Consider the following 10,587-nt stretch of genomic DNA (forward strand, 5'->3'; position numbering starts at 1 on the left):
TAAATTGGCATTACATATTTGCAAGGTGAATCGGCAACTGTAATCATCAAAACTTCGTTCCCTATTGGAAAAAATCATTTTATGATTCAGCAACACCCCAAATTTGCACCTTTTTTGTGATACTTACTAGGTGAACCTCTGTACTATAATTCTTTACGATGGCTTTTAGTTTTTATGCACTGAGAGCAGAAAATTGGTTTAAAATCTGTATTAAGTTTCACGCAGAGGCGTAGAGACGCAAAGAGTAGTATCAAAGACTCATTAATGAGTATTAAACACTCATTAACGAGTATCAAAGGTGGATGAATCCAGTTCAAACACTCGTTAACGAGTATTAAAGGTGGATGAACAGAGTTTTTTAACTCCTAACTCCTCACTCTTAACTCCTAATTTCAATTCCGTTGCCAAATTTTAATTGTCTTATCCAAACTACCACTCACCAACATCTCGCCGGAAGCTGTAAAGGCTAATGCTGTAACTATATGAGTATGACCTGTAAACGTACCCAGCAATTCTCCGGTTTGTAAATGCCACAACTTGATAGTTTTATCAGCACTACCGCTAGCAATAATTTGCCCATCAGGACTTAAAGCGATCGCATATACTCTATCTCTATGCCCTTTAAGGGTATGAAGTAATTCTCCAGTCTCCAATTGCCAAACTTTAATTGTTTGATCCCAACTACCACTCACGAGCAGTTTAGCATCTGCACTGATTGCTAAGGAACAAACGATGTGAGAATGACCCATGAGGGTATGCAGTGGTTGTGCATCTTTTAAACTTTTAATTCCTGTTTGGGGTGAGGTGCGCCAAACTTTGATTTTGCGGTAGCTACCTGTAACTAGAGTTTCGCCGTCTCGACTTAAAACTAGGGAATGAGCAGCTGTATCATCTAAAGAAAGGGCGATCGCTACCTGACGTTGCATCAAATCCCAAAAGAGAATTTTTCTGTCATCTCCGCCTGTCGCTAACATTCTGCCATCTGGGGTGAAAGCAGCACACCGCACTACTCCATTGTGTTTGTGCAAAATATCTATCAAGTCTAAAGCGCCTACGTGCCAAAGCTTAATTGTCGAATCTGCACCGCAACTCACTAAAGTCTGTCCATCTGAACTAAAAGCTAGGGAATTCACTTCATCCACCAGCCCAGATATCACCCAAGGATACTCTGATAATGTCTCTATTAATTCACCCTTGCTTAAATCCCAGAGTTTCGTCTCTCCCCGACTACCACTGGCCAATATGGGTAAGGCTTTGCTATTGTTGCACCCAGAACTGAAAGCTAGGCAATTAATGCCTCTGGTGTGTCCTTGCAAAGTCTGCCAGTATTCCCAGTCACCGACTATATCCTTGAGACAATGTTCTGATGGTAGAGTCTGTATTGTATGTGCGATCGCTCTCTCATTAATTACTAGCGACGTGTCTTTTTTGCCCATAAGTGATTCTAAATACCAACTCAACCCCCCTGCATACAACAAGTTACTCGGAGTTACATACAGTTTTGGTTCAGTAAATTCAAGTTGATTTGTAGGTAAAAATCCTGTTATTATGCTTTGTTTTTCGTAACCTAAATTACCTGTAGATGGATAAAACAAACACAGAAAAATTAATACTTGGTGATTTTTCAAATCTTCTTGAGTAACTGACCACCTAATTTTGTCTTTTTTAATACCGTTAAAACTTTCTCCATCAGCAACGTAAACTTGAACACTTAGCTGAGGATGATCTTTGAGTATATAAGAAAATTTACTTTCGCCACCCAAATTTCCCTCATCATCTAAAATCATGTTTTGCAAGGTATCTTGTGACACCTTTTTTACAAACTTGCCTAAGCGTTCAGTTATTACCCGGTCAACAATATGCTCTCGTAAAAGATAATCTTGGGCTTGTTGTTGGAAGTATTTGGGAAAAGGTATCGTCCAGTCAGGAGGCTCAGGATATTCCGGGGGGATAGGCGGCGGATTTTTGGACAGAACTTCTGCTTGTTGACGAGAAAGTTCTTGGAGTCTAGCCAATGGCTCACCCCAAAAGACCATAACTTCAGTGTGACAACCTTTAACTTGACTTTCCAACAAAGATAAGTCATAAGTTTTAGGTTTTTTCACACGTTGAAGGAAGTCAGTTTGTTGAGCTTTGAGTAAGCTAATCCAATCCATCTGCATTCCTGCGGCAAACTATTGCATACCTACGGTAAGCTATACAAATGCAATTACTCAAGTTTATAACCTTAATTAATTAAAAATTCAGTAATATTAACAGTCTAATAAAACACAGCCATTGACAAATGTTTCCGTGAAAGAGATAGATGGATAGCACTTAGACGTTTCATGAACTGATGCAGTTGAAGTATATAGAATTAAATGATGTCAGTCAATTCTAACGGAGATGGAGAACGAGATACTGTTTCCCTAAAAACAGTTCTGGCTGTAAAGGAAAGTTGAATTTGAGACGAATTTAAAAGATTACAGTGACGTTAAGTCAGCAAATAGCTACATAAAAATAACCTAGTAAGCATAAATTCTCGCAAATATCATCTGAAATCGATGTAAATGGTGAAGATTGGCTAATATTTAACCTTTGCGTTTTGGTTGTCTGTGTGTAGTACTTACATCAGAAGAGTCACCAAAAGTATCCCTTGCGTCGATCTGTTTTATTTTCATTTGTAAGTTAAAATCATCACTGCTAACAATTGTTTCTAAATTTGCTAATCTCTGCTCTAGCAGTTCTATTTGCTGCTGGTGCAAATAGTTAGTTTTGGATTTTTGCTCATCAGAACGCCAAACAGCAACTGTACCAATAGCTGCGCCACCAATAGCAACTAAAGGAAGAATAGCACCGCTTCTAGTAATAGCTGACAGTGGAACGCAAACTCCGAGAATGGCTACTGTAATTACCCAAATTCTTGTGGTAGCAGATAATCTGACATCTTGGTATTGTTCTAGATTGGGTTGAGATTTTTTAGCCATAAATTTATCCTTGAAGTTTATCCTTGAAAACTTATTTGCTAGATTGGTACAATTGTTTTAGCTGAGAAAGACAAAGCTGAACAACACTTAATTGCCAGTGGACTTACCTATACAATCATCCGTCCTGGTGGACTAAAGTCAGAACCAGCAACGGGTAATGGCGTTTTGACTGAAGATCCGCAGATTATTGGTAGCATCAATCGTGCAGATGTCGCGCAGTTGGTTGGTCGCTGTTTAAATAGCCAACGTGCCAATAATAAAATTTTGTCAGCCGTAGACCGAAATATGATGTTTGGACAAAAAGAATTTGCCGAATTTACTTTGGAGTAATTTAAGCACGCCAGCGGAGTATTTGACCCTTGACAGGATTCACAAATTCTCGTCTTTCAGCAACAGAACGAGCATACTCCCGCTTTAACTGGTAGTACCACTGCGCTTGCATATCTGAGTCCTTAATCAGCCGTAGCACAGGATTATATTTCAAACCAATCTGCTGCTTTTCCACAACCGTTCGGTCTTGACCAATGAAAGTCCGCGCCAGCACATGTAGCAGTGGCTTGAAAAATCCTACCCAAGGAAGTGTCCAGTAAAGAGCAAAAGTAACCTCCGTTTCTGTGTCTGAAATCGGTGTAACTGCTGTCAAATTAACAACTCGATTATTACCAATGGTAGTTTCTTCGATTCTGACTCCAGGTAAACGAAAAGAAATCTCCGTTTCCGGGACACCACCGCCAATCAGCCAGTATAATCGACCCCCATTTGCTGGTAATCGGTGTCGTCGCATCGTAAAGCCGTAGGGCGAAGCATCAAATTGCTTTACTTCCTCATGCAATTGCTCATTTCGCCACCACCAAGCGCGATGAACATAAGGTGAATGGGCAGGGTCCATCAGACCTACTACCGCATGATCTATAAAACAAGGGAATTTTACCACCTCTACAAACTGGTGCGAGCGATCGTCAAACCCTGGAATTACCGGGATTTCCATCTCAGAAGCCGGTTGAGGTTTATCGGGATCGGGCATATATATCCAGATATTCCCTTGGGCTTCGCGAACACTATATGACTGCACATCAAAGCGACTCAAATCCATTTGCTGCTCCTCTACAAGAGAAGGTATCGCAGTACAGCGCCCAGCAGAGTTAAAGCGCCAACCGTGATAACAGCATTCAACTTCCTGCCCATTGAATCTCCCACAACTCAAGGGCACACCACGATGGGGACAAATGTCCGTCATTGCAGACACTTTGCCATCCTGGCTACGAACTAACAGCACCGGTTCTCCTAAGAAAATGCGGCTGATCATCATACCTGGCTTGATTTGATTGCTGGGCAAAGCATAGTACCAAGTATTACGTAATACAAAATTATCGTTATTTTTCATAACTTAATGGTGTCTGCCTTTGACACAACGAAAGTCCTGGTTTGTGGAAAGGAAGGTTATGTTAGAAAACATTCTTTCAGGTTTTAAATTACTGTAGATAAATTCAACTGATACATTTATTGATCGTGTTTGTAATTTTCTCAGATTTAGGTTCTTCTGGGAGAACTGCGGGTGTAAAGTTGCATTATTCGCCAGAAATTTGTACAAATACCGTTCTTTTTCGCGGGCCATCCAACTCAAAAAACAACACAGATTGCCAGGTTCCCAGAGCTAATTTACCATCCACAATGGGAATTATCTCACTCGTGGTCAGCATCATTGCCATCAAATGAGAATGAGCATTAATCGGCTCATCTTCTGGAACATCTCTTAAATGCAAATCATTATGCAAATAGCTGTCTGACTCAGGTGCTAATTTTTGCAAAAACACTTTTATATCTTCTAATAATCTAACTTCATTTTCGTTGATAGCTAATGCTGTTGTCGTATGTCGAGAAAATACTAAAACTTGTCCATTTTTAATTGATGTTGAGGCAATAAAATCTTGAATTTGTGGGGTGATATTATGAATATTAATTTTTGGCTCAGTTTCAATTTCAATTAACTTATTAATAATTGACATCTGTTGAATTTTATATTTAGGATTGCGGACGAGGTACGCTAACACAGCTTAACTTCTTTTTGAAGGAGGCAGGAGGCAAAAATTGGATGACTACTAAATCTTGACTATAGTTTCCAAACCTTGCACTAATCTCTCTATACCTTCTTTTACCGTCTCTTTTTGTAGCGCCCCATAAGCAACCCGTAGGTAACATCCGTCATCCATGCCAAAGGTTGTACCTGGAATAACTGCTATTTTATGTTCCTGAATCAGTCTTTTGACTAACTCAAAAGCATCCATCTGGGTATGAACTTTGAGGAGAAAATAGAAAGCGCCATTGGCAGGAATAATGCTACATAAGCTTTGTAGACGGTTAAGGGAGTCTAATACTAGTTGGCGTATTTGAGCAATGGCTCCTATATTACTCTTCAAATACTCATCTTTTGCCTGCAATGCCCCTAAAGCTGCATATTGAGAAATGACTGGCGGACAAATCAAAATTGTATCCTGGACTTTTTTAACAGCGACAAGTAAGTGTTTGGGAATCACCATGTAGCCAATGCGCCAACTGGCAAAACCGTATGCTTTGGAAAGGCTATAGAGAGAAATGGTGTACTCGCTATTATTACCAAATGAGCCAGGTGAAATGTGTTTTACCCCGTTATAGGTAAAGTATTCATAAGCTTCATCGCTGATATGATAAATACTGCGAGTGCCTTCGGCACAGCTTCGCTGAACGCCACAAATTTGATTTACTTGGCGCAATGCGGCTTGTGAATAGACAACTCCAGTCGGATTATTTGGTGAAATTGTCACCACAGCCCGTGTTTTAGGAGTAATTGCTTGAGCGATCGCTTCTGGGCAGAGTTGGTAATTTTCATCTGTCGCCACTAATACCGCACGACAACCAGCCATTGCGATCGCCATTTCGTGGTTGAAATAGTAGGGTGTATTCAGAATAATTTCGTCGCCTGGGTTGGTGATAGCAAGAATGGCATTCATAAATCCCATATTGCTCCCTGCTGTCACGACGATGCAGTTTTCCCCATTGATTTCAATGCTGTTGAAGGCTTGCAATTTTGTTGCAAGTGCTGTCAGCAATGGGGGAATTCCCTCAACTGATTTGTATAAATTATTTGCGGGTTCGGCTAAGAATTTGGCTAAAAATTCTATAGCTTCATGTGGTGGGTTGTAAGAAACAACACCTTGTCCTAGAGAGATAGTTCCAGGAGAGTTTTTAATTAGTTCCCCAACCACAGGAATAATTGGCGACTGTACCGCCTGCATACGAGAGGTTAGGGATTCCATATTTTCTTGCCTATGTACCTGCCTTTAGTATCTCTTAATAGGTGAACAACCAACTAGTACAGCACGGTGGAAATAAACCACCCCTTCGGGTTCGGCAGTTCCTCATGGGGGGAACCCCAAGACCGGACTGCCTCACCATTCCAAATTAATGATATGTTTACTCGTTACCATCTCAATCCCCAAAGTAAAAATCAAAGTGCTGAGTGCTGATGAGTGTTGAGTGCTGAGTATAAACCCAGTGAAATCAAAGCTTTTAGCAATCAACATTGTCCTAACCTATGTGGCTACGGCTATAAAAATAATTATTGTATAGAAAATAGGGAGTCAGGACTGACTCCCTATTTTGTAGTAAATTTAACTATGTCAGGTTGGAGTTTTTAGTCAATCGAAATCTGCTGAGGGCCAGTGGCTTTGCCGTTATGTGCATCCGTTGTGGTGCTGCTGGTGTAACTATTTGAGCGGATCTGTTTATCTAGCCAGCTTTTAACTGGATCGTCTGCAAGATTGAGTCGAAGCACACCAGAGAAAAACCCACCCACAAATGAGACTGGATGCCGAGTAAATTCTCTGAATATAGGTGACAATTCATCAATGAACATAAAAAGACTCCTGGCACTGCCGTAAAAAATTATTACTTCTTAATTGATCGTAACGTGTTAAAGGATTGGGCATGGGGCATGGAGAAGAGACAAGCTAGACGAAGAAGAGGAGGGAGACAAGGGAGAGACTTATTCAATAATTCCCCCTTGTCGCCTTCCTTCATCTCCCCCACTTCCTACTCCCCGATCATTTTGCGTTATGAGCTTGGTTGCTGATCGGGAAACATACACTTATCAGAATCACAACCACTAGGACCAGCCTCTGTCATTTCGCCTAAATCGTAGCGGCTTAGTACTGCACAGAAATCATCTGTTTTGCGCCGCGCTTTCACCTCTTGAGTTAAGCGATCGTAGGTTGATTTATTTATTGGTTCAAATGGCAAACGTGGGAATGATTGCAAATCGTCAAAACGTGCTAAAAGAGCCGCTGAAATATATCCTTCATCATTCTGGATGGTTTCGTAAATGCGCTGTCCCAAAGGCTCGATTTCATCAGAGCGAAGTTCCAAAGTAGCTGATGTGTTGTGAGTAACGTACCAGCGTTGAACCTGGAGGACAAAATCAAATTGGGCTAAGACTGAAAATTTAGAAACATCAATTTCATCAGCCCCTGGTAAATCAGCCCAAGTCACAGAAACAGGGATTTCCACTAGCCATTCACTCACCCGTGAATCAAAGGGATCGTTAAGCAAATTGCCCTGTTCATCTTTGTCTGATTGAGAGGGAATGACGTTGTAACCATAGTCAATACAAGCTAAGGCTACTGGATCATTTTTGCCGAAGGTGATCCGACGAATAAATCTTTGCGCCTTGGGAGGATGCCACCCTGAACTAGCATTAGTTAATAAAGCTTTAGTGCCACTGGGTTGGACTGTGGTGCAACGATTTGGGCGCTTGAGATTGTGGCGATCGCAATAATCCCAAACCACCCGATGTACAATATCTCTCCAAGAACTGAGGTATTTCTCTTCCTCACGCTTGAAAGCTAATCCCTGTGGAGTTGCGGGTCTTCCTGCTTCCCACCACCGCAGCCAATCAACACCAAAAGCATGGACAAAGAAATCAAATAAACCTGTAAAAGAAACTCCCACAATCGGGTCTAATTCACGGCTGTATTGATAGCGTGGTTCCAAGAATTTGTGATTTAAAAGTGCTGCTACAGATAGCGCCCCAGCAGTGAAAGCCTCCTCTTGTTCTTTGTAGTTATGTGGGTCAATTTGATTGAGGTGAACCTCAGACAAATTGCAGTGGAAGTTACTACCGATGATTTCCTTTCTTTGTTACCCTAGAGGCTTTTTATCCCCTAGTTCTACTGCTTGATTATTTGCAGTAGCTCCGCGTACATTTTGCAGATGTGACTTGAGATAATAAAAGTGTTTTTCACATCCGCCCCCGCACTCTTGGAGAGATTATATTCTAAACAACAATTTCGGATGTAATCTAGTTTCACTCTCTACGCTGTACGGTGTCAAAGACTTTTTAATTCCTTTGATTACCACGGGATTAGCATCTCAGCTTTCCCCGTTTTTGCGAGGTTTTTAACGTGAGGCAAAATCACTTACCACACGGATTTAGCCCATAGCGAGCTAAACGATGTTCTAACTCATTAACATCAAGATTGGAATGGCGTTCTTTTAACCACTGTTTTGCTGTTCCTTGTTCATAAGCTTGTAAAAACTCAACTTTCAGAGCTTGTGTTGGCAGCAAATCAATGTTTGATCGCGCTACAGCTTCACCAGCCCATTGAATGGCTCCCTCGCCACTATAATATTGTTTGCGGACAGCACCAACACATTCTTCTAAGGTTGGCTTGCGGTGAAAAACTCTGGTGTGGTTTGCCATCCTGAGTGCATCACGTTCTGGATCAATTCGCCAGTTGCCATTTTCATCTTGCTGCCATAAGTTATCTTTGGCATCGGCGAACAAACTATCTTCGCTAGAACCTTGCCTCATGCCAGCACTATTGTGTGTTAAATAGCCATCACAATAGAAGCAATGAGCTTCTTCGACTTCAATATCATAAGTGTGGACACAATCGTAACTGCCCAGTCCTTTCACAGTAACTGGAATATCTAGGGAAATATCAGCTTCAACGATATAGCGTTCATAATTGGCCTCAACAGTGCGAGATCCTTGAAATCCGATATCTCGCATCTCGCTATAGGTGTAAGCCTCCCGCATGATTGCACCAGGGACGGTAAAATCATACATCTTCAATCCTTGGCGCAGTTCTCGCTTAACTGAGTGAGGTGCAATAAGGGCGTTATAACGCTCTTTGAAGGCTGGTATTGTGAGGCTGTACTTAACTTGCCATGTTTGCTGCTGTGGATGGGTTATGCTAATTCTGCCAGCGATACCTAAGCTAGATAAAACTACACTAACTTGTCTAATAAATGACCGATAGACTGAGGTAACTAAGTGAGGGGGTCGGTTATTGATAGCACCATCACTATCCATTAATCCAGCTAGGTAAGCCGCCCTGATATCTACTGAACCCTGCAAAATAAAACTAGGAATTGTTAGGGGAATATTAGGCTGCTTGATGTAGCGATGGAAGTACTCAGCTAGTCGAATAGATGAACAGATTGATTTGGCTGTATTTTCGCCCTTAACGATCCCATGAGTAGCAGTCAATCCAAATAAAGCTAAAGCAGCATCTATTTTGGTTTGAATTCTAGCCGTGAGTTCCGTATCTAAACTGTTCATTGCCCATTCAACTCGGCCATAGGGCTTATCAAATTTATTGCGACCGAGAGCAATATAGCCGTCACCGTGGGTTAACCCAATTAGCCAAGCAACCTCAGATGTCAATTCGGGAATTACAAACGACTTAGCAGTACGACTGTTTAAGGGTCGAGATTCAGTAAAATCAGGGGGTAGATGGGTAACTGTACCAGGTAGAACTTGTGTGTTGTGCAGTAGGCGATCGCCCTCAACTAGACTTGCAATTGACTTCCAGGTAATTCCCCCTTGAGCATCTGCAAGAACTGCTTGTCTGTGGTTTAAAGTTGCTCTAGGGTAAGTAGCATTAGTTTCAATTTCATAGACATCCTGAAATCCTTGGTCGAATTTATCAGCAACTCGCCGAAATCCTAAAGGAGTTTGTACTAGATCGCCCACTTGGACATCGCAAATGGGAATAAGACCTTTGGAAGTATGAACTAAAGCATCCTCAGGTAGACAGCGCCGAATATTGCCAGCAACAATTGTAACAGCGGCTTGATCGATTAATAGACAGCATTCAACTGAATTTAATTGTCTTCCCACAGCTTTATTCAGGATGGAAGCACAACGCTGATAAAGTCCGGGCAATTTCACCGGATTAGCAACTCCTCCAAAGCCATTGAGAGTTTCTCCTGATTTACGGACATCGCTGATATCAACTAATACTTCAACTTCTGCTGAAAATTGTTCATCAGTAGAGAGTTCTAATAGGGCTTGATATGATTCAACCCAACCTTCACGACTATCTCCAACGTGAATAGTGACGTTATTACCTTCTATATTAGTTTCAGTATATTCACGCCGCTGTTGGACAGGAGTGCTGCCAATTTCGCCTTGGACAGTGACATTCAGTTGATTGCGAATCGGAGGCAACTGGTTAATAAATTGTGGTTCTAGAACGGCTCCAGTACCATTAAACTAAGCAACACCCTCGCGAGTGCTACTCGTCTCCAGAACCGGACATGAGACTTTCACCTCATCCGGCTCCTCAGAAAACATACCCTT

At 41.6% G+C, this 10,587-nt stretch carries 7 protein-coding genes and 2 pseudogenes; 1 reads left to right on the forward strand and 8 read right to left on the reverse strand.

Translation table 11 applies throughout. The features are described from left to right. Nucleotides 1–392: 392 nt before the first annotated feature. Together V7K41_RS05610 and V7K41_RS05615 are read right to left on the reverse strand one after the other, a co-directional pair. Nucleotides 393–2,162, reverse strand: a complete 1,770-nt coding sequence (locus V7K41_RS05610; RefSeq protein ID WP_334846264.1) for a WD40 repeat domain-containing protein — start codon at nucleotides 2,160–2,162, stop codon at nucleotides 393–395. 408 nt (nucleotides 2,163–2,570) lie between these two features. Then, a complete protein-coding gene (locus V7K41_RS05615) occupies nucleotides 2,571–2,966 on the reverse strand; it encodes a hypothetical protein (protein WP_334846266.1) in 396 nt (131 codons plus the stop codon). A gap of 54 nt (nucleotides 2,967–3,020) precedes the next feature. Between V7K41_RS05615 and V7K41_RS05620 the strand changes: the two are divergent. Continuing rightward, nucleotides 3,021–3,296, forward strand: a pseudogene (locus V7K41_RS05620) (NAD(P)H-binding protein); the annotation flags it as partial. Nucleotide 3,297: 1 nt separating this feature from the next. Here V7K41_RS05620 and V7K41_RS05625 read toward each other — a convergent pair. The 6 genes and pseudogenes from V7K41_RS05625 to V7K41_RS05650 all read right to left on the reverse strand — a co-directional run bounded on the left by V7K41_RS05625 (nucleotide 3,298) and on the right by V7K41_RS05650 (nucleotide 10,455). Further along, complete coding sequence (locus V7K41_RS05625) at nucleotides 3,298–4,350, reverse strand: aromatic ring-hydroxylating dioxygenase subunit alpha (RefSeq protein WP_334846267.1); 1,053 nt, start codon at nucleotides 4,348–4,350, stop codon at nucleotides 3,298–3,300. Nucleotides 4,351–4,534: 184 nt separating this feature from the next. Beyond that, complete coding sequence (locus V7K41_RS05630; protein ID WP_334846286.1) at nucleotides 4,535–4,972, reverse strand: secondary thiamine-phosphate synthase enzyme YjbQ; 438 nt, start codon at nucleotides 4,970–4,972, stop codon at nucleotides 4,535–4,537. 93 nt (nucleotides 4,973–5,065) lie between these two features. Continuing rightward, the gene (locus V7K41_RS05635; protein ID WP_334846269.1) at nucleotides 5,066–6,259 is read right to left on the reverse strand and encodes a pyridoxal phosphate-dependent aminotransferase; all 1,194 of its coding nucleotides are present in this window, start codon (nucleotides 6,257–6,259) and stop codon (nucleotides 5,066–5,068) included. A 377-nt stretch (nucleotides 6,260–6,636) separates the two neighbouring features. Beyond that, nucleotides 6,637–6,858, reverse strand: a complete 222-nt coding sequence (locus V7K41_RS05640; RefSeq protein WP_334846271.1) for a hypothetical protein — start codon at nucleotides 6,856–6,858, stop codon at nucleotides 6,637–6,639. 197 nt (nucleotides 6,859–7,055) lie between these two features. Further along, nucleotides 7,056–8,129, reverse strand: a pseudogene (gene nrdJ / locus V7K41_RS05645) (ribonucleoside-triphosphate reductase, adenosylcobalamin-dependent); the annotation flags it as partial. 283 nt (nucleotides 8,130–8,412) lie between these two features. After that, on the reverse strand, nucleotides 8,413–10,455 hold the full coding sequence (locus tag V7K41_RS05650; RefSeq protein WP_442943133.1) for an LAGLIDADG family homing endonuclease: 2,043 nt from the start codon (nucleotides 10,453–10,455) through the stop codon (nucleotides 8,413–8,415). Between the last annotated feature and the right edge of the window lie 132 nt (nucleotides 10,456–10,587).

Origin of the sequence: Nostoc sp., assembly GCF_036917415.1 — a bacterium.
Taxonomy (GTDB): Bacteria; Cyanobacteriota; Cyanobacteriia; order Cyanobacteriales; family Nostocaceae; genus Nostoc.